The 21,390-nt window shown below is 46.1% G+C and carries 25 protein-coding genes and 1 pseudogene; 7 read left to right on the top strand and 19 right to left on the bottom strand.

Annotation, left to right across the window (positions count from 1 at the left end; translation table 11 throughout):
- Window positions 1–40 precede the first annotated feature (40 nt).
- The 8 genes from RH46_RS14820 to RH46_RS14785 form a co-directional block, all read right to left on the bottom strand.
- Window positions 41–829 (bottom strand): MBL fold metallo-hydrolase, encoded by a 789-nt coding sequence (locus RH46_RS14820; RefSeq protein WP_006880315.1) that lies wholly within the window; start codon window positions 827–829, stop codon window positions 41–43.
- A 199-nt stretch (window positions 830–1,028) separates the two neighbouring features.
- Window positions 1,029–1,733 carry an ABC transporter ATP-binding protein gene (locus RH46_RS14815; protein ID WP_040895956.1) on the bottom strand — a complete coding sequence of 235 codons (705 nt, stop codon included), beginning with the start codon at window positions 1,731–1,733 and terminating at the stop codon, window positions 1,029–1,031.
- Window positions 1,734–1,752: 19 nt separating this feature from the next.
- Window positions 1,753–3,036, bottom strand: coding sequence for an ABC transporter permease (locus RH46_RS14810; RefSeq protein ID WP_006880313.1), 1,284 nt, complete (start codon window positions 3,034–3,036; stop codon window positions 1,753–1,755).
- Between the two features lie 2 nt (window positions 3,037–3,038).
- The gene (locus RH46_RS14805) at window positions 3,039–4,253 is read right to left on the bottom strand and encodes an ABC transporter permease (RefSeq protein ID WP_006880312.1); all 1,215 of its coding nucleotides are present in this window, start codon (window positions 4,251–4,253) and stop codon (window positions 3,039–3,041) included.
- Complete coding sequence (locus tag RH46_RS14800; protein WP_006880311.1) at window positions 4,250–5,521, bottom strand: TolC family protein; 1,272 nt, start codon at window positions 5,519–5,521, stop codon at window positions 4,250–4,252. The genes RH46_RS14805 and RH46_RS14800 overlap by 4 nt, the downstream gene beginning before the upstream one ends.
- Window positions 5,514–6,647 carry an efflux RND transporter periplasmic adaptor subunit gene (locus RH46_RS14795; RefSeq protein WP_006880310.1) on the bottom strand — a complete coding sequence of 378 codons (1,134 nt, stop codon included), beginning with the start codon at window positions 6,645–6,647 and terminating at the stop codon, window positions 5,514–5,516. Before RH46_RS14795 ends, RH46_RS14800 begins: the two co-directional genes overlap by 8 nt.
- Window positions 6,648–6,769: 122 nt before the next feature.
- Complete coding sequence (locus RH46_RS14790) at window positions 6,770–6,991, bottom strand: helix-turn-helix domain-containing protein (protein WP_006880309.1); 222 nt, start codon at window positions 6,989–6,991, stop codon at window positions 6,770–6,772.
- 11 nt (window positions 6,992–7,002) lie between these two features.
- The gene (locus tag RH46_RS14785) at window positions 7,003–7,530 is read right to left on the bottom strand and encodes a DUF2975 domain-containing protein (protein ID WP_006880308.1); all 528 of its coding nucleotides are present in this window, start codon (window positions 7,528–7,530) and stop codon (window positions 7,003–7,005) included.
- Between the two features lie 163 nt (window positions 7,531–7,693).
- On the opposite strand from RH46_RS14785, the gene RH46_RS14780 reads away from it, so the two are divergent.
- The 3 genes from RH46_RS14780 (at window position 7,694) to RH46_RS14770 (ending at window position 9,996) form a co-directional block, all read left to right on the top strand.
- Complete coding sequence (locus tag RH46_RS14780) at window positions 7,694–8,032, top strand: hypothetical protein (RefSeq protein ID WP_006880307.1); 339 nt, start codon at window positions 7,694–7,696, stop codon at window positions 8,030–8,032.
- A gap of 268 nt (window positions 8,033–8,300) precedes the next feature.
- Window positions 8,301–8,828 (top strand): hypothetical protein, encoded by a 528-nt coding sequence (locus RH46_RS14775; RefSeq protein ID WP_006880306.1) that lies wholly within the window; start codon window positions 8,301–8,303, stop codon window positions 8,826–8,828.
- 355 nt (window positions 8,829–9,183) lie between these two features.
- Complete coding sequence (locus RH46_RS14770; protein WP_006880305.1) at window positions 9,184–9,996, top strand: hypothetical protein; 813 nt, start codon at window positions 9,184–9,186, stop codon at window positions 9,994–9,996.
- 339 nt (window positions 9,997–10,335) lie between these two features.
- Here RH46_RS14770 and RH46_RS14765 read toward each other — a convergent pair whose 3' ends face one another.
- Window positions 10,336–11,952, bottom strand: a complete 1,617-nt coding sequence (locus RH46_RS14765) for an NAD(P)/FAD-dependent oxidoreductase (RefSeq protein ID WP_006880304.1) — start codon at window positions 11,950–11,952, stop codon at window positions 10,336–10,338.
- Window positions 11,953–12,164: 212 nt separating this feature from the next.
- Between RH46_RS14765 and fdxA the strand changes: the two genes are divergently transcribed.
- Complete coding sequence (gene fdxA / locus RH46_RS14760) at window positions 12,165–12,488, top strand: ferredoxin FdxA (protein ID WP_006880303.1); 324 nt, start codon at window positions 12,165–12,167, stop codon at window positions 12,486–12,488.
- A gap of 38 nt (window positions 12,489–12,526) precedes the next feature.
- On the opposite strand, the gene RH46_RS14755 is transcribed toward fdxA, so the two are convergent.
- Window positions 12,527–13,261, bottom strand: coding sequence for an RNA methyltransferase (locus RH46_RS14755; RefSeq protein ID WP_006880302.1), 735 nt, complete (start codon window positions 13,259–13,261; stop codon window positions 12,527–12,529).
- Between the two features lie 80 nt (window positions 13,262–13,341).
- Window positions 13,342–13,782: a carboxymuconolactone decarboxylase family protein gene (locus tag RH46_RS14750; protein ID WP_006880301.1), complete on the bottom strand. Its 441-nt coding sequence runs from the start codon at window positions 13,780–13,782 to the stop codon at window positions 13,342–13,344.
- A 121-nt stretch (window positions 13,783–13,903) separates the two neighbouring features.
- Between RH46_RS14750 and RH46_RS14745 the strand changes: the two genes are divergently transcribed.
- From RH46_RS14745 to yegD, 3 genes are all read left to right on the top strand, one after another.
- A complete protein-coding gene (locus RH46_RS14745; protein ID WP_006880300.1) occupies window positions 13,904–14,821 on the top strand; it encodes a LysR family transcriptional regulator in 918 nt (305 codons plus the stop codon).
- A gap of 136 nt (window positions 14,822–14,957) precedes the next feature.
- A complete protein-coding gene (locus RH46_RS14740) occupies window positions 14,958–15,263 on the top strand; it encodes a DUF1330 domain-containing protein (protein WP_006880299.1) in 306 nt (101 codons plus the stop codon).
- A gap of 80 nt (window positions 15,264–15,343) precedes the next feature.
- Window positions 15,344–16,696, top strand: a complete 1,353-nt coding sequence (yegD, locus tag RH46_RS14735) for a molecular chaperone (RefSeq protein WP_006880298.1) — start codon at window positions 15,344–15,346, stop codon at window positions 16,694–16,696.
- A 91-nt stretch (window positions 16,697–16,787) separates the two neighbouring features.
- Here yegD and RH46_RS14730 read toward each other — a convergent pair whose 3' ends face one another.
- From RH46_RS14730 to RH46_RS14695, 8 genes and pseudogenes are all read right to left on the bottom strand, one after another.
- Complete coding sequence (locus RH46_RS14730; RefSeq protein WP_006880297.1) at window positions 16,788–17,018, bottom strand: hypothetical protein; 231 nt, start codon at window positions 17,016–17,018, stop codon at window positions 16,788–16,790.
- Between the two features lie 53 nt (window positions 17,019–17,071).
- The gene (locus RH46_RS14725) at window positions 17,072–17,320 is read right to left on the bottom strand and encodes a hypothetical protein (protein ID WP_006880296.1); all 249 of its coding nucleotides are present in this window, start codon (window positions 17,318–17,320) and stop codon (window positions 17,072–17,074) included.
- Window positions 17,321–17,469: 149 nt separating this feature from the next.
- Window positions 17,470–17,985, bottom strand: a complete 516-nt coding sequence (locus RH46_RS14720; protein ID WP_006880295.1) for a lipocalin family protein — start codon at window positions 17,983–17,985, stop codon at window positions 17,470–17,472.
- Between the two features lie 55 nt (window positions 17,986–18,040).
- Window positions 18,041–18,526 carry a GNAT family N-acetyltransferase gene (locus tag RH46_RS14715; protein ID WP_040895976.1) on the bottom strand — a complete coding sequence of 162 codons (486 nt, stop codon included), beginning with the start codon at window positions 18,524–18,526 and terminating at the stop codon, window positions 18,041–18,043.
- A 42-nt stretch (window positions 18,527–18,568) separates the two neighbouring features.
- Window positions 18,569–19,033, bottom strand: a complete 465-nt coding sequence (locus tag RH46_RS14710) for an ASCH domain-containing protein (RefSeq protein WP_006880293.1) — start codon at window positions 19,031–19,033, stop codon at window positions 18,569–18,571.
- Window positions 19,034–19,141: 108 nt separating this feature from the next.
- Window positions 19,142–19,513 (bottom strand): annotated as a pseudogene (locus RH46_RS14705) (RidA family protein).
- A gap of 301 nt (window positions 19,514–19,814) precedes the next feature.
- A complete protein-coding gene (locus RH46_RS14700) occupies window positions 19,815–21,065 on the bottom strand; it encodes an AGE family epimerase/isomerase (RefSeq protein ID WP_006880291.1) in 1,251 nt (416 codons plus the stop codon).
- A 54-nt stretch (window positions 21,066–21,119) separates the two neighbouring features.
- Entirely contained in the window at window positions 21,120–21,386 is a 267-nt protein-coding gene (locus RH46_RS14695; RefSeq protein WP_006880290.1) for a PTS sugar transporter subunit IIB, read from the bottom strand.
- Between the last annotated feature and the right edge of the window lie 4 nt (window positions 21,387–21,390).

Raw genomic sequence — 21,390 nt, 5'->3', positions numbered from 1 at the left:
AAAGGCACCATTCACGGTGCCTTTTTCTTCATCTCTGCCACTAACTATGGTGAGCGGTAAGGTTGTACTCCAGCGCGGGTTTGATCAATTTAGGCGGAGGTAGCTGATGGTCTCGCCCTTCACGCTTTTCGACAAACTGAGTTTGTGTTGTTTCTTCATCAACAAACACGTTGTCGTGCTTCTCTTCACCAATAGTGGTCTTATAAACCAGTTTCTCTTCGCTTTCCGGATAGTTATGGCACAAGTAGACCTCAGTGCTATCTTTGAGTTCGTACAACTTACGAATCGATTCAAACATTTTCTCCGCACTGCCTCCGGGAAAATCTGCTCGCCCGGTACCATGATAAAACAGCGAATCGCCAACGAATAACGCATCGCCAATTTTAAACGTGAGATCGGAAGGTGTATGTCCGGGGGTACTGATGACCTCCAAATGAGAATGACCGAAATCCATATGTTCATTCTCAAGCAGGAAGTGTTCAAAATGGTATAGCTCACTCAGACAGAGTTCATCTTTCCATTGCGAATAAACTTCTTTGACACCTTCAGAGACATAGATTGGCACGTTGAGTGTTTTACTTAGATAGAAAGAGCCTGAGAGGTGATCGGCATGAACATGTGTTTCAAGGATAGCTACAATGTGCAGCTCATGCTTATTTATATGGTCGATAATCTCTTGTGCAGACTCGTAACTGATCACGTCCCTCTGCACATCATAATCTGCCACAGGGTCGATAATGATCGCCTCTTTGGTGTCATTATCTGCGACCACATAACTGATGGTTCCAGAGTCAGGATGAAAGAAATGCTGAATATTCTGCGATGCCATTTTGCCCCTCCTTCAAGGTCAGAATCGACCGGAAAAACACCAGACGAACACTACTCAGTGTAGACCTTGATAGGAGGAGATGAGGAACTGATTTACAATAAATCACCACAGCGTGGCAGTAAAAACCAACGAGCCGATGCCAGACCGAAATGAGTACTTAGCAGCATGGTTTTATGCACCAGACCATGTGGTTCAAGGGTTACGCCATATCACAACTTGGTGAACGATCTGAGACCAGCTTTCCATCTTTGATGGTAATGATACGCTTAGTGCGCTGTGCCAATGCATTATCGTGAGTGACCAGAATCAAGGTACGCCCTTCACCATGGAGCTGGTTAAACAGCGCTTCTATCTCCGCTCCTGATTTCGAATCGAGAGCCCCTGTTGGTTCATCCGCCAAAATGATCTGTGGGTCATTGACCAACGCACGCGCGATAGCAACTCGCTGCTTCTGACCACCAGATAACTGATTCGGTTTATGATCCAGTCGGTCGCCAAGCCCGACCTGCTCGAGCAATTTGGCCGCTCGCTCACGGCGCTGTTTCACTTTGACTCCCGAATAAACCAACGGCAGCGCTACGTTATCAAGTGCAGTGGCGTACTCAAGCAAGTTAAAACTCTGAAATACGAATCCAATTTTTTGGTTACGGATCGCAGCTAACTCGTCAGCACTGAGCTGCGCGACATTTTTGCTATCTAAATAGTACTCACCATCGGTCGGCTTATCCAAGCAACCCAGAATATTCATCAGGGTCGATTTCCCTGAGCCAGATGGTCCAAGAATAGATAACAGTTCACCTTGATGAATTGTCAAATCGATGCCATCTAACGCTCTGACTTGCGTTTCACCACTCGAGTAGTATTTGCAAATATTGGTCAGCTTAACCAATGGCTTGTCAGACATTCTCTCTCCAGAATTATCATTATTCACTTTGCAATGCCTCCAGAGGGCTTACTTTTGCCGCGCGACTTGCAGGTAACCACGCCGACGCAACGCCAATGATTAATAGGGTTGTAATCACAATTGCCACAACTGCCCAGGAAAGTTCTGGAACGGGTTTACCCAGGTATTCATAAAACTCATTCCCCTCCAGACTGATAGAGCTAATCAAGCTGACCAGCGTATAGGTAACGCCTAAACCAAGAACACCACCCATGATCATGGTCATCAATGACTGAACCAGATAGTGAAGACGAATCGCAGTTGGCGTAGCTCCGACTGCCATACGTACACCGATATCACGCGTCGAACGTTTCACGGTGGCGTACATCACATTGGCAATCCCAACTCCCGCAACTGCGAGGGTGACTAGGCCAATAATGCCAAGGAAGCTTTGCAGACCAATAAGAAACTGCTGCATACTTTTTTGCTGTAAGAAGTTATCCGCAACCTGAACAATTTGTTGATCATTGACGCTGGCGCCATGTTTACGAGCAATAACTTGGCGAATGGTCTTAGCAAGTCGCTCCCGATCAGCACCAGACGCAGGTTCAACATTAATTCCACCAATATCTCCATTAGTATGAAAACGCTGCCACGTCGCGAATGGTACAAAACTTGAGTAATTGATTTGATCGCCCTGTTCTATGGAAGCACTGCTCTTAGCCAGAACACCGACCACAGTAAACTCTTCCTTACCAATCTTGACCTTTTCGCCAACCGGATCAACTTGCAGAGTTACCGCAGCAAACCAGCTGAAATCATCGACAGGGTTAAACAGATCCGCCGCTAGTGAGTAGCCTAGAACCACCACTTTTCGCATCTCTTTCTGATCAAGTGGATTTAGCCACCGTCCACCGGGAAGGGGAACCAGATTGGTCATGGTGGCGAACTCAGTCGTGACCGCTAACGGCTCGATCCAAGAACTACGGTCACCTGCTGTGATGCGCTCATTCCACCTTGCTGTCGGTGCGACCGCTTTCACCTCAGGTAAAGCTTCAACAACGCCAGCATCTTCTTTCTTCAATGTAAGAAACTTGCCTTGATGGAAGGCTCCATGATCCACCGTTGCCATACCACCAGTCAGATAAATCAGATTCCCGTTGCCATTTTGCGCCGTTCTCAGGACACCTTGTCGTATCCCTTCTCCCACAGCTAACATCGCAGCAATACATAACGTTGCCCACGCAACAGCCAAGATAGTTAAGCCTAAGCGCAACTTCTCCGCCGCCATCTCCTGAAAGATTTGTCTCATCGGTAATAGCATCACTACGCCCTCGCACTCAATGCAATGACCGGAGTCAGACGCGACGCTCTTCTCGCCGGAAAGTAAGACGCCAGCAGAGCCAGAATTAGCGTAACCAACAAAGACCAACCAATCGAAGCTGGAGTGATCACCGGAGAGCCAATCCAGTCAGGTAACGTCACGTTGGCTAATAGTGATACCGCAGTAAAAGCCACCAACAACCCCAAACTGGTCCCAGCGGCAACCAAAGCAAAGCCTTCAACAAGAAACTGACCTAATATCGTCTTTGGTGTGGCACCGATAGCAAGTCGAACACCGATTTCTCTGGTACGCTCGGTGACCGAAAGGAACATGATATTTGCAACCCCCAGTGCGCCAACCGCCATCGTCATAGCTCCACTGGCAGCAAGAAAGATCTGAATACCGCGAAAGATTCCGTTAATCATTGCTGCGCCTTCGCTTAAGTCAGGTAGGTTGATCGCCTCTTTATCAAGCGGGTCAAAATGCAACTGTTTGGCAAAGAAGTAGACGATACTTTGTCTGAATCCAGCAGCTTCCATACCATCAATCGGCTTGAGTAGTATCAACCATGGTTTGCTATCCCATAGATCGAGGAAAGTGCTCTGCGGGATAAATACATTGCGACTCTCGCCAAAGTTGAGACCCGCATCCTCATCTTTGATCACACCAATGACCAAAAACGGAATTCCGTTGACCTTAACCTGATTGCCGATGCTGATGTTACCCATCTTGGCAATCTGATCACCAAGTACCGCCACCCGGGTATGATTTGTCATATCACTCGGTGATACATTGCGAGAACCCGGCACCAATTGACGCTCAATCAGTGGAAAATAAGATGGATCAATGCCACTTACTGAGCTTGATAAGTGCTGGCCTTTATCATTAGTCACACTCGCATCCCATTTCGCGTAAACACTTGAAGCATCCTGAACAAAGCCTGACTGTTTAATCACATCGACCTGATTCTGATTAATGGCGATTTCTCTTCTCGCAGGTAAACCTTGCCACGGTTTACTGGTGCGGTAGGGAATGGCAATTTGCGTGTTGTTCACCATAAACGACAGTGACTGTGTTTGATGGCGGTAAAACCCTTCGCCAAGTGCAATCAACACCACCACAGAGATCACTCCCCAAGCAATTGCAATAATTGCCAGCACACTTTTCATCCGGTGCGCCAGTAGGGTTTGCCATGTTTGCTGTAACAATGTGATCATGAGTTAAAGGCCTGAGAAATCAGAGCCATTGTGTCGTCATCAAGTTTGCCTGCGGTACGAAGTAAGCTCACTCTCTGACGCCAATAGTTATACCAATGTGTCTGTAAGCTGTTTTTGGCCTCAAACAAACTATTATGTGCATTAATAATATCTGATGCTTCAAGCAAGCCGGCATCGTAGAGCTTTTCTTTACTTAGCAGCACCTTAGCTCGGGATTCAATTAAATCATTCGCAATCAGAACCTGATTCCAGTTGATACCAACCAGTGTATATTGCTGAACAATACTCTTCTGGATATTAATTTCTATCTGACGCAGGTCCTGCTTGGCATCGAGGGTATTAAGCTGAGCTTGCTCGACTTTGGCACGCGTTGCACCATTTATATCAATCGGTACGCTTAATGTAATGCCCGCGTTGAAGTCACCATTGGAACCTCTATCGTCGTCACTGTAGCCAAGGTCACCTTTGAGCGTTGGATAGTAACCTCCGCGCGCAGAATCTTTCGCATACTCACTCGATTTGACGTTCTGAGCAGCAACTAACAACTCTGGACTGCTATTTTTAGCTAAGGTCAGCCATTGCTGTTGAGATGAAACCAGCATCCTCGGCTCGATCAATGAATCGGTACGGACTTGATCTACCTTGGTAGGAATATCATTAATTAACGCTGCCAACTCTGCTCGCTTGTTTTCCAGAACTGCCTGAGCACTCAGGATCGCAGCTTTCTCTGCAACTTGCGTCGCTCGCATCTCTTCGACATCAATCGATTTCACTTTTCCGGCACGATATCGCTTCTCGACGATCTCTAGTAGCTTGCTTCCCTCATCCAGCTTGGCTTGCGCAAGTTGCAAATCACCTTGAGCACTCGCCACATCTAAATAACTTGAAAGCAGATTTTCCGCCACTTCATTGTGGGTCCGAGTTAATTCAAGCTGGGTCTTCAGGTAGTTTGCTTTGGCTTGATCGAGTTCTGACCACAGGCGACTGTCCCAAATATTCAGTGATAAGCTGGCACTGTAGCTATTAGTATTGTCAGATGTCTCACTCCAATTGGCCGATGCTGACGCACTTAACTCAGGTAACAACGAGCTTCGACTTGAATCGACATTAACTTCTCCCAACTGAACACCGATTTTGGCCTTTTCATAACGTGGGTCATTCTGTTTCGCTTGCTGCCACGCCTGCTCGATAGAAATGGCGTAGCTCGGTAAACTTAATGTTGATAGCAGTAATAGAGCACCCAGTTTACAACCTTGCTGATTAGCCATGGTTCGCTCCCATCATGCTGTTATCAAGGATCTCTTGTTCAATCTCAACGCCATCAAGTACCTCGACATTAATACCGTCAGATAAACCGAGTTTGACAGGCTGATGATGGAAACCCTGCTCAGAGCTGTCAGGAACCAAAACACTTGGGCTTTCGCCCTCAAACGCGAGTACTCGCTCTGGCAACACCAGAACATCTTGCGACTTTTTCAGCGTAATGTGCGCTGTAGAAGAGAACCCCGAACGCAGTAGAATTCCTTGCGGGATTTTAAGCTTACCCACTTCGACACCAAAACCATTGTCAAAGCTCTTGGTATTCGAATTCGACTGGGTCTCATTCAGGTTTTCAGACTGGATCGCAACCTTAGTAAGAACTCCCTCAATCTCAACCTCAGGATAAGGAGCCACGGTCAGTAAGACCTTCATACCAGTTGACAACTGAGCGGCATCATGTTCACTAACGCTGCCCTTGAAAATCAGGCTGTTCATATCCGCCAACGACATCATTTCAGTCGCTGCCTGACTCGATTCAGTGGAGATTATCGGTTCCCCGACTTCCACTTTTCGATTAAGCACAGTGCCATCAATCGGTGCATAGATAGTCGATGTTAATCGTGAACCGCCAATTAACGCCTCACCGCTACGGATCAACTCAAGGTTTTGTCGTTTCTGCAGCACATTGGCTTGCGCCGACTTAACTGCTGAGCGGGCAGTAACATAGGCATCGTAGTTGCTTGGGATGATCTCTTGCTTAACCAAGCTTTCTAGATTTGCGAGCTTCTGTTTTTCCGATTCTAGATCGGCTTCGCTGCGCATCAATTCTGTTGAAGCATCAGTTAACGCCTGAGGAGTAGGATTGGGACGCACTTTGATCAGTGCTTGTCCTTGTGAAACCTTCTCACCGACATCGGCATAAATTTCACCTACGATACCATCAATTTGAGACTTGATTGAAACAGAGTGAGCAGGAACAATACTGCCTACTGCAACCGCTTGTTTCTCAATCGTTCCTTTCTCTACGATCAACGTTGGAAAGGTTTGTGGCTGAGAGGAAGATTGGTAATAGAAATACGCACCGCTGCCAAGTATTGCCACACTGACAGCAGACAAAAGCCAACGTTTAGCCATGGTTTTGTTCCAATAGGTTGTGTAGCCAAAAGACTACTATGGTTCAAAAGACCCGCCGGACTTGCATATACAAACGGCGGTAGCTGTCTTTTTAAAGAGTATTGAAGAGTCTGAGCCTGCCCCTACTGAGCTTCTGTCTCACTAGGGGCGTATTCCAGAATGTCGCCAGGTTGGCAATCCAAATGCTTACATATCGCTTCTAGCGTCGCCAACTTGACCGCTTTAGCACGACCATTCTTAAGCACAGATAGATTTTGCTCTGTGATCCCAACCAATTTGGCCAGTTCATTGGAACGCATCTTTCTCTTCGCCAGCATTACATCCAGATTAATTACAATCGCCATATACCATTCGCTTAAATTGTTAACTCACTCTCTTGTTGCAGTTCTGCTGCTCTTTCCATTACCACTGCAATGACACGAACAATCAGTCCGATCACCATCATAGTAACGTCCACATCATCAACGCTTATTGAGAAGTACCATTCATCTCCATTGTACGATAAAGCAATACTAAGAAGTAATTCACTGATTGCACTAATAAAAGGCGTTGCGATCAACAGATAGCTGAGTTTCTTGTAACACTGTGCATTTTTCTGTTCGAAAATTTGTCCTTTCTCGTACAAGCCAAACAGTGAAATTAGTTGCCACAACAGCGCCATGGTCAAAAAGGCAGAGAACATACTTGGGATGTAGGCGACCAATGAACGTGTCAGCGATAAAGGCAGTTCAACCTCAACAGGAAAGCTGGCGTCAATCCAATGTACATTAAACAAAGTTACGCTAAACCATAAAGTGGTATCGAACGCGGCAACAAAAACGAATGAAAACCAGAACAAAATAAGCAACTTACGACTAAAAGTGCTAATAGAGTGCTGCGACATATCTAACCTCGATAATCAATAATTTGATTGTATAGTAGTGTTCTAAAACCAAAATGACAATAATTAATTATCGTTTTACGATAATTAATTATTGAAAAACACACGGTAAGGATATAATTTAATAATCAATTATCACCAAATCATTGAACAAATTGAGGTCTTTATGCTTTCAAAATATCGTGTCATTAGTGCCGCACTAATACTCTTCTCTGCGTCAGCTTCTGCTGATGACCTGTTTGCTAAAAGCATTGAAATCCACAACGATATAATGTCTTCAATGAACTCTACTCATAAGAAAAACTTTGTGCCTGGCGACCAAGGCTATTATTACGATGACTGTCAGGAAGCCACAAGTCGCCCATTCGGAGACAATGGATTAACCAGTGGTTATGGCAGCACAGATTGCTACGTTAAAGAATTTGATGGAGGCAACGTGAAGAGTTACTTCAAATCTAGCCCAAATGGCAGCTACAGCTCAGGCTTCTCTTGGACATTCGAATAAGAACTGTTTTAGGAGGAAGTTTTTAAGAGTTTTAAGAGGACACACACCATAATAATGATGTCTTCGAGGTTGTTGATAGGGTGTCTTTAGCCAGTGTTGTCACTTGAACAGCACTGGTAACAGTAGCGAAATGCGATGAAAATAACAAAGTTATCACCCAGATGAGCGACCAGTCATAAATACAAGACTATGTTTTGATTACCATAGAGGTATTCTATAAACTTTGCTTACGTTTCATCATTATAAGTCTCATTCTGCTCGGTTCTCTATGCTTGTTTTTATCATCGTAGCACTACTTATCGTGTTACTTTTGCTTCTCACCTTCTATTTCTTTCATGTCAATCAACGTCAAAAAGAAGAAATTATCACCAAAAAGACACTTTCTGTACAAGTCGATAAGCTCAAGTTGAGATTAAAAGATGACATCAGCGTCATGGTCGATTCAGGGTGCATTTCTCAAAAACAGGGAGATGCACTTTTTCGTGTGGCAAACTACTACTTCGTCTATCAGTCGGTCACCAGCGAGAACGTAGCTAGCTACTCGCAAGTGATTGGCGATTTACTTAGTATCATCAACGAAAATGTCTTCCCAAGACTCATCAACGAAGAAGAAATCAGCGAATCAACAAAAGACATTGTAGGTCGTTTTATCCACTCTTTGCCTCCGAGACCCGATGGTTTTACCCCTGGGTTTTATAGAAACGATTTACCTGTTTCGCTGAAAAACCTAAGAGAAGCACTCCTGGCAGCGCCTGAGATAGAGCCTACAGAAGACAGTCTGGTCATGGAAAGTTAATGATTATATAGCGAGCCCCAAACGGCTCGCTTTTTCTTATCGGGACAGGCTCCGTAAACACCCGCTTTCTTAGAAGGACACACACCATAAAGGATGAAAATGGTATGAGTTGTTGATACCTCGGTGGAAGGTTGAATCATTCCAGATTGCTGCGTATTAATGTCTTTCTTAACCTAAGTGGATAACTCACCGCTTGGACGAAAAGATGACAACCGCTAGAAAACACCAACTGTGTGTCGATGCTACACCTTATTATCATTGCGTCTCTCGCTGTGTCCGACGAAGTTTTCTCTGTGGGAAAGACCCCGTTACCCAGCAAAGTTATCAGCATCGACGAGACTGGATTAAACGAAAGATGCTGGCACTTACGCAAGTCTATTGCATTGATATCTGCGCCTACGCCATCATGACTAACCACTACCATTTGGTTGTTCATATCAATCGCTCAAAGGCTCTAAGCTTATCAAGTCGAGAGGTAGTTGAACGTTGGAAGCAAGACCACAAACTACCAAGTTTAGTGGCGAGATGGATAGAAGGGCAACTCACCAGCAATACTGAAATTGAAGCCTGCATGGCCATTATTGAGTCCTGGCGAGAACGATTATGGAGCCTAAGTTGGTTTATGAAAGAGCTCAACTTTGACATTGCCTGCCAAGCCAACCGAGAAGATGAGTGCAAAGGTCATTTTTGGGAAAGTCGTTTTAAAAGTCAGGCCCTGCTTGATGAGAAAGCACTTGCAGCTGCCATGGCGTATGTCGATCTAAATCCATTGAGAGCAGGGATAGCGAAGACGCCAGAGGCCTCAGACTATACATCGATTCAGGCGAGAATAGAGGCATTGAACAATCAACAAGAAACTGCTCCTTGCCTCCATCCATTTATAGGCAATTCAGCCCATTCTCAACTCGATGGCATTCCTTTCCGGCTCATCGACTATATTGAGTTAGTTGATTGGAGCGCACGTCAGTGTCGAGAAGACAAAGCTCAGTTAAGTGAAAATACACCACCAATACTAGAGCGCCTTAACATCAACCAGCTAAACTGGCTTAAAGCTTGTACAGAATTAGAACGTCCCCGCACTACCAGTGTAGGCTGTATAAAGAGCGCAATGATCGCCAGACGTGTATTCAATCGAAAACGCATCAATTTATTTCGATTGGACTGCTAGTTTCCTAGTTCAGAACTATAAATTCTAACCAAACATGACGGGGTTAGCGCTTCTCGATCCCTCAAATACCTCCAAAAAGCTCAATCTTCGCTAAAATCAGCCTTAACATTGAAATTTGTCTGGAATCGAACGTATAGAGTCCACTAGCAAGATTATTTTCACTACGTATAGCTGTCTTCGCTCTGGTGCATGTCCCGATAAAGCTATTCGTAGTGATGTATGTCCCCTCAAAATAGAGTAGAGAGCCAAGTACTTAAGGTGCCTGTCCCTCTAATAAGCCGGCACAAAAAAGGCCCTTCACACTGAAGAGCCTTAATGTCTTTCGCTTAGAGGTTGGGGTTAAGCGTTTTCAGCGTCAGCAACCATAGCTTTTGCTAGAGCTTCAGCAACTTTGATGCCGTCGATACCTGCAGATAAGATACCACCCGCGTAACCAGCACCTTCGCCCGCAGGGAAGAAGCCTTTCAGGTTAACGCTTTGGAAGTCTTTACCACGCTTGATACAAACTGGAGAAGACGTTCGAGTCTCAACACCGGTCAGTAAACCATCGTCAGAAGCAAAACCTTTGATCTTCTTATCAAACGCAGGAATCGCTTCGCGAATCGCTTCAATCGCAAAGTCTGGCAGAGCCTTAGAAATATCTGTCAGTTTGATACCAGGAGTAAATGAAGGCTCAACATCACCAATCTGGCTTGGATCGCGACCTTTGAGGAAGTCACCGATCTTCTGCGCTGGTGCGTCATAGTTTTCACCGCCTAGTACGTAAGCTCCTGATTCCAGTTCACGTTGGAAACGAATACCAGCCAGAGGGTCTCCCGGGTAATCACGCTCAGGGTCAATGCCAACCACGATAGCACTGTTCGCGTTACGCTCCGCACGAGAGTATTGACTCATGCCGTTAGTTACAACGCGGCCTTCTTCAGAGGTTGCTGCAACAACAGTTCCGCCCGGACACATACAGAAGCTGTATACAGTACGACCATTCTTACAGTGGTGAACCAGTTTGTAGTCTGCTGCGCCAAGAATTGGGTTACCCGCGTTTTTACCAAAGCGCGCTTCATCAATCATCGACTGTTTGTGTTCGATACGGAATCCTACTGAGAAAGGCTTCGCTTCCATGTAGACACCGCGTTCATGCAGCATTTCAAACGTATCACGAGCACTGTGACCAACTGCCAGAACCACATAACGTGAGTGAATCTCTTCACCATTAGACAGAGTAAGACCAGTGATCTGCTCGCCATCCATATGGATATTATCAACGCGAGTGCTGAAACGAATTTCGCCACCCAGTTCGATGATTTTCGCGCGCATTTTTTCGATCATGGTAACCAGTTTAAAGGTACCGATATGCGGCTTGCTCACGTACAGAATCTCTTCTGGCGCGCCAGCTTCAACAAACTCAGTGATCACTTTACGACCGTAGAAGTTTGGATCCTTCACCTGGCTGTATAGCTTACCGTCAGAGAAAGTACCCGCACCGCCCTCACCAAACTGTACATTTGATTCAGTGTTAAGGGTACGCTTACGCCAGAAACCAAAGGTGTCTTTAGTACGCTCACGAACTTCTTTACCGCGTTCAACAATGATTGGTTTGAAACCCATCTGCGCCAGAACAAGACCAGCAAATAGGCCACAAGGACCAAAACCAATTACAACCGGACGCTCCGTCAGATTTTCAGGTGCTTGTGCAACAAACTTATATTCCATATCTGGCGTCTGTTTTACATGCGGATCGCTAACGAATTGCTCTAAAAGTGTCTGTTCGTTTTCAACAACAACGTCCAGAGTATAGATAAGTAGGATGTTTGCTTTCTTACGAGCATCGTAGCCACGTCTGAAGATATTGAAAGAGATAACCTGGTCAGCAGAAATACCAAGTTTCTTTGTAATCGCAGCGATTAACGCCTCTTCCTCGTGATCTAAAGGAAGCTTAATTTCAGTTAAACGTATCATGTTGATGTCTCGTAATCATAGGTGTCTTAGCCAGACCGAGAACGGCTAGCTCACAATGGCGCGCATTTTACGAGAAATTGAATTGTCTGTCATACTAAATCAATTTGATGGACTCATTTAGACCAAGATTCGCTACACAGAATGTTGAATTTTGGCTTGGGATGAGTATTATCCCCATTCTTCAATTTTGACTAACTTAAGAGCGGATCGTCATGGCGTTTGTGGTAACGGATAACTGTATCCAATGTAAATATACTGACTGTGTCGCGGTATGCCCTGCTGATGCCTTCCATGAAGGGCCAAATTTTATGGTCATCAACCCGATCGAGTGTATCGATTGTGGTCTGTGTGTTGACGAGTGTGATGCACATGCGATCTTTCAGGAAGACGAAGTGCCTGATGATCAAACTATCTACATTCAATTGAATGCTGAGTTAGCAGAGCTGTGGCCAGTTCAGACTGAAGTAAAACCAGCCATGGACGAAGCTGAAAAGTGGAATGGTGTGCCTAACAAGCTAGACATGCTAGAGAAATAGCAGCGAGACCACTGCCTCGCTGAATCGAAAACTGCGTCTTAGCTGTGCTGACGACGCAGGTTATCGAGAATGATCCCCGTCGCCATCGCAACGTTGAGTGACTCGGCGCCACCAAAAGCGGGGATAGTAATCTTATCTGTCACAAACTTAGCTGCCTGCTCGCGGACGCCGTGAGACTCACTACCCATCAGTAAAATCCCCTGCGCAGAAAACTCCGTACGATGTACACTCTCGCCTTCTAAAAACGCACCATAAACTGGCAGGTTCGCTTGCTCAAGATACGCAGGCAGATCAAGCTGACTCACCGTCACGCGACCAAAACTGCCCATAGTCGCACTGATGGTTTTCGGGTTATATGGGTCAGCGCAATCAGTGCTGGCAACAATGTGTTTAATGCCATACCAGTCAGCGACACGAATAATGGTACCCAAGTTGCCTGGATCAGACACACCATCTAAAGCAATCATCAAACCTTGCGCTTTTGGCACTTCAACACTTGGGATCTCAACCACAGCAATCGCCGCATTGTTACTCACCAGCGTACTCGCTTTAGTCAGTTCATCAAGTGATGCCTCAATACACTCAAAGCCACTTAGCTCCTGAGCATGCTGCGCCAGAAACTCGCCCGTAGCAAAAATCTGCTTTACGGTCAGTTCGCTATTGGCCAACTCAAGAACATTCTTTTCACCCTGGACCAAAAACAGACCATGCGCCTTGCGTTGTTTCTTTTGGCCTAAAGCTCGAAGTAATTTAAGTTGGTTTTTCGAAATCATAATCTTTCCAGAGTGAAATTGGGGTGTCCCGGATAAAAGCGCAAGGATTATAGATGAAAGCTATTTAACCTGCCACCTGCTTACTGCTCATGGGTCATTTTTGTTGCCACCGCAAATCGGTTCCAGGCATTGATCATAATCACTTGCATCATCGCCTGCGCTAGCAACTCCTCACCAAGATATTCACGTGCGACTTGGTAAACCTCATCAGACACTCCGCCTTTGGCAATCAGTGTCATTTCATCAGTCAGCGCCAGTACCGCTCTCTCTTCAGCGTCAAACAGCGGCGACTCCTTCCATGCCGCCAGAGCAAACAGCTTTTTAGCATCAATACCCAGCTTCTCCGCTTCGGTCACATGCATTTCAATACAGTAAGCGCACTGGTTAATTATCGAGGCACGCAGCTTTATAAGCTTCTTAAGCGACGCCGACAAGCGCGCTTCAGTTACATAGCCCTCCACGCTTAACATCGCCGTTAACGCTTTGGGTTCCACTTGAGCAATATTGATTCGTGTAGTCATAGTCTGTTCCTTTATGTGATTGTTCGAAAAGTCACAGCCATTGTGATTCAATCTATATTTATGCAGAATACCCAACATAATCGATTCAGTTTTGCACAAAACGCAAAGGCGAGGTACGACAGTGTTAGACCTAATCCGAATCTTTAATCAAGTGGTCGAGTCAGGCAGTTTTTCTCAGGCTGGCAGCGTGTTGAACATGGCACCTTCATCGGTGGCGAGAAACATAGACAACCTCGAAGCCCAACTCAAAACCACACTGTTCAAGCGCAGCACGCGACAACTTCTGCTCACCGAAGAAGGTCAGTACTTTCACCAACAGGCGCTGCCACTGCTCGACAACGCTAACACTCTGGTTGAAGAGATGAAGAAAACCCATCGTCAACCGGAAGGGCTATTGCGCATCTCCGCCTTTGAGAGTTTCGGCAATATCTTCCTAGCCCCTTTGATCCCTAAGTTTTTGCAGCAATACCCAAAAGTCAAAGTCGAGCTTGAACTGGATAATAACGTCGTCGATCTCAACAGCGAAAACATCGATATAGCCATCCGTATCGGCTCACCTAAAGACAGCCGTTTACGAGCTCGAAAACTGATGACCAATCAAACCCTGCTGGTTGCTTCCCCTGACTACCTCAATAACCATCCCGAGATCACCGCACCCGACGACCTGGCCGACCACAACTGCTTACTCATCAGCCAAAAACGTCAACGAAGTCACTGGCACTTTCAGCGCGGTAAGGTAAACAAACAGGTGATGGTCACAGGCAACCTAAGTTCAAGAGGGGGCTCCCCTGTTCTATGGGGAGCACTACAAGGCACTGGCGTATTACTGCTCTCTGACTGGATGGTCAAACCCTATCTGCAACAAGGCAGACTGGTACACCTATTACCAGAGTGGCATGCTTCATATCGGGAGAACCGCAGTGGAGAAATCTACGCTCTGTATAAGACAACCCAGTACCCGAAGCCTCATATTCGTGCCTTTATCGATTTTATCCTCGATAACCTCGATCAGATTTATACTCTGGAAGCATCGGCATAGCAGCACTCTCGTGGCTCAGTGTTCTACTCAGCAAGGATGAGCCACTTAGCTTTTCCTTCACAAATAGGTTGATAATCAATTGTACGGACAGGACGATTCTTGACTAGGCTGTTACTAACACTAGGAGGAGAATCACATGTCAAAATACTACTCAGTCATCGAGGTAACCCCAACAAACCCAGACTGGATCCCCGATTACATTGGCCCTGCAACTCAGTTGGTCGCCAAACATGGTGGTAAGTATCTCGCTCGTACAGCCAGTCACGAACGAGTTGAAGGTGACGCGGAAAACCCGGCACTGCGAGTCGTTATCGAATGGCCAAGTCGCCAGTCTGCATTAGACTTTATCAACGACCCTGAATATGCTCCCCATCTCAAAGCACGTACGAAAGGTTCAATCAGCCATCATGCTCTGGTCGAAGGCAAAGATGACTTAACCTGAGTTTTAACAAAACCGCCAATAGCATTCACTACACCATTGCGGTAACATTGCCGACCTTTTTTTGATGGTAGGAGATTCGAATGTTTATTGGCTTTGACTACGGGACGGCAAACTGCTCAGTAGCTAAGATTGAGCAAGGTGAGCCAAAGCTACTCAAACTGGAAGGTAACAGTGTTTACATTCCTTCTACCTTATCTGCACCGACTCGAGAGGCTGTAGCGGAATACCTATTCAAATTCCGCGACATCAAGCCACTCGACTCGGTAGGTGAACAGGTTCTACGCCGCGCGATCAACCTTAACCGCGAAGAGGGGGTTGAGTTTATCGCTGAAGAGGTCGTCTTTGGTCAGGCTGCCCTAGACCACTATCTACAAGATCCAAGCGAAAGCTATTACGTAAAATCACCAAAATCATTCCTTGGTGCATCTGGTCTACGCGACGTTCAGGTAAGCTTCTTTGAAGATCTGGTCTGTGCCATGATGGACAACATCAAACGCAATGCAGAGCAGGATGCCGAGCAAATCATCACCGATACAGTCATTGGTCGACCTGTGAACTTCCACGGTCGTGACAGCGAAGCGGCTAACCGTCAGGCCGAAGAGATCCTGCGTAAAGCAGCCACTCGCGCAGGCTTTAAAAATATCGAATTTCAGTTTGAACCCGTCGCCGCAGGTCTGGAATACGAAGCATCACTGACTGAAAACAAAACCATCCTTGTCGTTGATATTGGCGGGGGTACTACCGACTGTTCCCTGATTGAAATGGGTCCAGGCTGGCGTGGTAAATCTGATCGTACCCAAAGCCTTCTGGCGCACAGCGGTCAACGTGTTGGGGGGAACGACCTCGATATCGCACTGGCGTTTAAACAGCTGATGACCCCATTTGGCCTGGGCAGTAAAACCACTTCGGACATCGTCATGCCAACCATTCAGTTCTGGAACCCGATTGCGATTAACAGCGTTGATGCACAGGCAGACTTCTACTCCCGTTCAAATCTGGCAACGCTGAAGCTGTTGCATAAAGAAGCTCAGGAACCTGAGAAACTGCTCCGCCTCATCGAAGTGTTTAATGAAACCCTTGGTTATCGCTTAGTACGTCAGGCAGAAGAGGCCAAGATCGCCCTCTCTGATCACCCTCAGTACCGCGCAACCATGCAGCTTCTGTCGGAACAATTAGAAGTGGAAATCAGCTTTGAAGATATGACCAACGCTATCGAGACACCAAAGCAGAAGATGGCAGACCTGGTAAAAGAAGCGGTAGAGCAAGGTGGTGTGACACCTGATGCGATCTTTATGACCGGCGGTTCTGCTCGCTCGCCAATTCTTCGTAGCGCCGTGCAACAAACCCTGCCTGATATTCAGGTCGTCAGTGGTAACTACTTTGGTTCGGTGACCGCAGGGCTGGCACGCTGGGCTGAAGTCTGTTTTAAATAACAAATAGCCTCAAGCTGTGCTTGAGGCTATTTACAATGTAAATCATAAGCCGTATAGGCCTTAAGAAGCAATTTAACGCTCAATCATCACTTCAGCCAACGGCATCGCACCCCTCGGTTAAATGCTCAATGACTTCTGCTTTGATTTCATTGAGCATGGATAGACCCACTTCTGTCTCGGTGTTAATTGCGACCCAACCGTCGGTGCCCATAAACTCAGCACTAGAGTAGCGAATCGCTGTTGCTTCAGACTTAGCCAACAACTCGCCAGACAACCTGAAGATACCCATTACTGTGTTTATTCGATTGATTGTAAATTCCATCTTTTTCTCCCTAGCACTGTAAACGCCTTTTTATTTTTATCGCCCTGTCACAGCTAACAGACAGAGAACACGATTCGCTGATCCTCGTCCTGGTCATCAAACTCTAGAATTATCCCCGGCTGTTTAGCGTCAGCGATGGCTGACACCAGATCCTGCAGTTGCTCGCCATTTTCATCAAACTTCGCTGCTAAATTAGCAGGCAGAAACTTCAACAACGTTTTAGCCACAGCTAGCGGCACCGTTAAAGTATCTTCAATGTTTCCGCTGTCGTTTGAAAAAGTTTCTATTTTCAGTTTAAGCATACGGCTAACTCTAAAGTGTAAGAGACAATATTCAATATAATGCATCCTAGTGCATTTGCTCAGCTCAAGACAAAAAATGGGATGTTGATAGAGTGACTAAAAGTCAGCTCAACTAGCGCTAATGATTAAAACTGAAGCTTGGGGAGACTCTAATTGTGCTCAACGTAAATAAGCTCGTCCACATCAAAGCCATACCGCTTAGCTAATCGCTCAAACTCTGCTTTGATTTCAGGGCTGACGTCCGGTTTGCGTGACAGCAACCACAGATAATCGGTATTCGGGCCAGACACAAACGCGTAGTCATAGTTTTGTTTTTCAAGTTCAAACACTACGTATGAGCCATAGAAAGGACCAAAGAATGACACCTTCAAATAGCCTTCATTCTCGCTATTGACGAAGTAGGCTTTCCCTTCTGCCTGCTGCCACTCTTTGTTCTCTGCAGAGTAACCACGGTTGATTACCGATACGCCGCCATCAGGACGCATAGCATATTCGGCCGTAACATCACTCAGGCCGCGCTCAAACGAGTGATCTAAACGAGCCACTTCATACCACTTACCCAGGTAGTTATCGAGCTTAAAGTCGCTGACAGGCTGAACACTTTGAGGCATACCCAAACAACCGCCAAGTGACAACAGGACAATACACAATAATAATTTCTTCATGGTTTACTCCGTAGAAACCTAACCAATAAGTCACTGTTGATACGATAGTTTTTCGCTATTGGCTCACTTGCCAACGGAAATAGGGGCGCTGACCGTCCATGCGTTCAATCTCGGCACCTAATCTTGTATAGAACTCGTGCGCTTTCTTATTATGCGGGCTTGCTGTCCAGGCAATATGTGAAACCGATGAAGCCTCTGCCTGCGCTTTCATTGCCAGCATCAACTTGTGTCCATAGCCTTTTGACCTTTGCTCTCCGACGACTAAAAGGTCATCGAGCCACATTGATGGCTCGCCGCTAAAGGACGAGTAACGATAGTGGAACAAGGCAAAACCAAGTACTTCACTCTCACGCTCCAATAATAAAGCATGCGCAAAAGGATAATCTCCAAATAGTGTACGTTCTATCTTTTCTACGGTTGTGGATATTTGGCCATTAAAGCCTTTCATACTTCTGTCAAATTCAGCTTTTAGCTCGATTAGCTCCAGTAACTTGCCTGCATCTTTCTTAGTCGCGTTCCTTACGATCATTCCCTGCTCCATCCTTGTAAGTTGCATGTGTTGTAAGCTCGTACTACGCGCCGCTTACTTATAAACGACTTTAAAACGTTCTAACACCAACATCATCTCTTGCGTTGGCTCAATCCCCAGCTCAGCGCATTCTTTGCTGAAGAAATCCCAGTGCGCTTCTCGCCACCACTGTAAAGACTTGTCTCCTTCCCCCTCTTCTGCAGCAAACTCAGCGCTGACATCACAATACCTAGAGGTACTTACTGAACTGATTTCAACGATGCAGACTGGATTTCCATGCCAGTCAGTCACAACTTGAAGATGGCCGATCTGAGGCATTGGCTCACCTTCGTGACTATACCAATACTCCATACTGCAGGACGCACGTTTTTCACCGCGAAGGATCAGATCAGCGCATAGGTTGGCGTTGTACTCGTCATTACAATAGTAATCTGAACTAAATGAGGTGTGCTGTGCGGCAAGCTCTGCAGGCAATGAGTTTAAATACTGATCCAGATAAGCCTGACTTCTTTCATCCATGATTTTCGATACTCCAATAAAAACAAAACCTTGTATATAAAAAAACGACGTCTTTCACTGGCAATTGTGCCTTAAGCATCAGAGCTGATTCAACCCAATACGTTGTTCTTATAGCGCGACAACCGCTTCTATCTCAATTTGTAAATCCGGATGAATCAGCTTCGAAACCTCAACAAGAGAGCACGCTGGTAAATAGCCATCGTAGAAATCAAATAGTAGCTCTCGAAAGCTGGTTAGCTTCGACATATCTCGCACAAAAATCGTCAGTTTGATCAGGTCGCTTTTTGACCGTTTTTCATGCTCAACAACCTGCGCGATCTGGTTAAGCACCTCCTTAGCCTAAGCTGCCATATCGAGAGGTTGAGCGTCAGTACCATAAGCTGTTAACCCTGATATATAGAGGGTGCCATTGTGCTTTGTTGCATGAACATAAGGCCCTGCGATTTGAGGTAAATTTGGGTAACTCATCCGTTCTACCAATTGCTTCTCCTTATTTGAAATTGAAGGGACACACGCTTTAACAATTCATTTCTAAACTATCTTCTTGGTGTGTGTCCTGATAACGCAAGTGTGTTTGACTCTAATGCATGCTGAACTCGATGCATAGCCATATTGTTGATATTCAAGGGAGTTTGCGGCTTATATTTAGCCTATAAGTAAGTTCTTTGGGGAATCGATGTAGGAAAATCGCGTAATGTAACGAAAAGCTTAGTTACATTACGCTCAATTAAAAAGTGAGCACCTCGACATGCCAGAGGTGCTCTAATCTAGACCGAGTGCCTTATTTACAAGTTGAGTCTAGTAAACCGTTAGCCAACGCTGGTGCAAGGCCTGGAGTCAGTGGTAGTCGAGGAATCACCAAACAGTGCATTAGATGGTAGATGTCTTGCTTGCCATCCCAAACCACGCTGGTGCCTGCTTGGTTGTTTACGTCCAGCTCTTGCCACCATGAGCAGCCTTCATAGTCGATTAGGTAAGTACGGCAGTAATCCCACCATGTGCGGTACCAGTCTTGGTACTTTTGGTCGCCCGTCACTGTGTAGAGTGCGTAAGCAGTACCAATTGCCTCAACCGGAGCCCAGCGGATACGTTCACGAACTACAGGCTTGCCTTCCCAGTCAACTGAATAAACAAAGCCCGGAGCACCGTCCACGTGCCATGCATCTCTTACTGTTGCGTCGAACAGTCCAATTGCGTCTTCTAGCAACCAATCTGGGCAGTGCGCACCAATTTCTTGTAGTGTTGCACGTAGGTGGCAAATCAGACGTCCCCACTCAATCCAGTGGCCAGGTGTACCACCGTATGCGCGGAAGTGACTTGCTGGTGTTTCTTTGTTGTAGTCTGGTAGAGGCTTCCAATCAGAGTCAAAGTGTTCATTGACACGATAGTTTAGACCTTTGGCTGTCTTGTTGATCATAAACTCAGTGATGTTCAGAGCACGGTCTAGCCACTTCTTATCTTTTGTTACATCGTAAACAATCAGGAATGCTTCTACCGAGTGCATTGCCATGTTGCCGCCACGGTAATCTTCGGTTTCAGTCCAGGCTTGATCCCAAGACTCGTAGCACATTTGACGCTCTTCAACCCAAAAGTGATTTTCATAGACGTTAATTGCTTCGTCTAGTAGCGCCTGGGCACGTGGGTGGCCAGTTGTGACCGCGCTTGCTGCACCTAACAGAACAAATGCGTGCTGGTAGCCTTGTTTAGACGAATCCATGATGCCTTCGCCTTTGTTGTCGATAGTCGCGAACCAGCCACCATGCTCTTTATCTTTCAGAGGACCTTCAAGTGCCGCAATACCGTGTTCAACCAAGTCGTATGCACCCGGGCGCCCCATGTGAGCCGCCAGAGCGTAACAGTGAAGCATACGCGCGGTAATCCAAAGGCGAGTACCCATCTCTTCACGAACCTTGCCGTTGTTACCAATCCAGCCGAAGCCGTTCGGTACCACTGAGTTACGCCCGAATTCGAAAATGCGGTCAGTTTCCGTTTCTAACCAAAAGTTGTGAGAACGAGTATTAATCCATTTCATTTCAACGTTACCTTTATAAATTTGTTTTTGATTCTATAAGTGAGCGATATTGGCTTAACCTACCGCTTGCGTTCTTAATTCTTCAGCCAGATTGTGAACATCAAAGAACACCACCTGGATTTGATTTTCCGGTAGGCGGATAAAACCAAGAGCCCCCTGACGACGAAGCAGTTTTTCGTCTACAGCACCCATATCTTTGACCTGAATGCGCAAGCGGGTTGCACAGTTATCAATTTGGCCATCTTCAATATTTTTGATCCCGCCTAGAGCGCAAAGGATCTTCTGTGCTTTAGCTTGTAAATTGCCTTTATCATTAATCATTTAC

Origin of the sequence: Vibrio brasiliensis LMG 20546 (assembly GCF_000189255.1) — a bacterium.
Classification (GTDB): Bacteria; Pseudomonadota; Gammaproteobacteria; order Enterobacterales; family Vibrionaceae; genus Vibrio; species Vibrio brasiliensis.
This window is presented reverse-complemented; position numbering and strand designations above follow the sequence as displayed.